The organism is Oleiphilus sp. HI0043 (genome assembly GCF_001634935.1).
Window position 1 is genome coordinate 1 of sequence record NZ_LWEY01000041.1, and the last position, 944, is coordinate 944.

Annotated in this window: 1 protein-coding gene; it reads left to right on the top strand. The window is 46.5% G+C overall.

Annotation, left to right across the window (positions count from 1 at the left end):
- A partial coding sequence (locus tag A3729_RS01135) for a 1-aminocyclopropane-1-carboxylate deaminase/D-cysteine desulfhydrase (RefSeq protein ID WP_068632984.1) occupies nucleotides 1-944 on the top strand: 944 nt, incomplete at both ends.

The following is a 944-nucleotide window of genomic DNA, read 5'->3' on the forward strand; positions in this document are numbered from 1 at the left end:
TGGCTAATAATAAAACTACTGCTGAGTTGGGTGTGCAATTTGATGTACTACCCGAAGTTCACTCCTTTCCTCTGGAGATTGCGAAAGATCAGCTAGTGACCCTGGACTGTCTGCGTCTCGATAAAGTACATCCTTTTATATCGGGGAACAAATGGTACAAGCTAAAGCATCATTTACTAGCGGCTGTCGCGGCGGGCAAATCACAAATTGTAAGTTTTGGTGGTGCCCACTCAAATCATTTGCATGCCTTGGCTTATGCCGCAAATCAATTGAATCTGGACTCTGTCGGTATTGTTCGAGGTGAACCACACGGCGATTTGACATCTACTCTGCAGGATTGCGAAAAGTGGGGGATGAAGATTCAATGGCTTGATCGTGAAACGTATCGTCACACTGCTTCTAACACTACACCTGATATGTATAAAGAGGCAATGCCCGAAGCCTGGGTTGTTCCTGAAGGTGGTGCAGGTAGACAAGGCACGCTAGGAATCGAAAGTTTATTTAATACCTTGCATCATGCGGGGCAACTTAACTATGACTTGATAGCTTGTGCTGTGGGCTCAGGCGCAACCTTGGCAGGGATTGCTCAGGCAAATATTGGTCGAGCCCAGTGTGTTGGATTTTCTGCACTAAAAAATGCTCACGACCTGGAGCATCGCGTAGAGCGGCAGTTATCAGGTGCCAGTAGGGTTAACCCTTGGAGAATATGTCATCACTATCATTTCGGTGGCTTTGCCAAAATCAATAGTCGTCTGACGGAATTTATTTCTGATGTTTATGATGAGCATGGTTTGGTTCTAGACCCTGTTTATACAGGAAAGATGATGTATGGGCTGGCGGAGTATATTCATCAAGGAAGAATCCAGGCGGGAGCGCGAGTATTAGCTGTTCATACTGGCGGGCTACAGGGCTGGCGTGGATTTGGTGAATCCTATCAGCGTTTC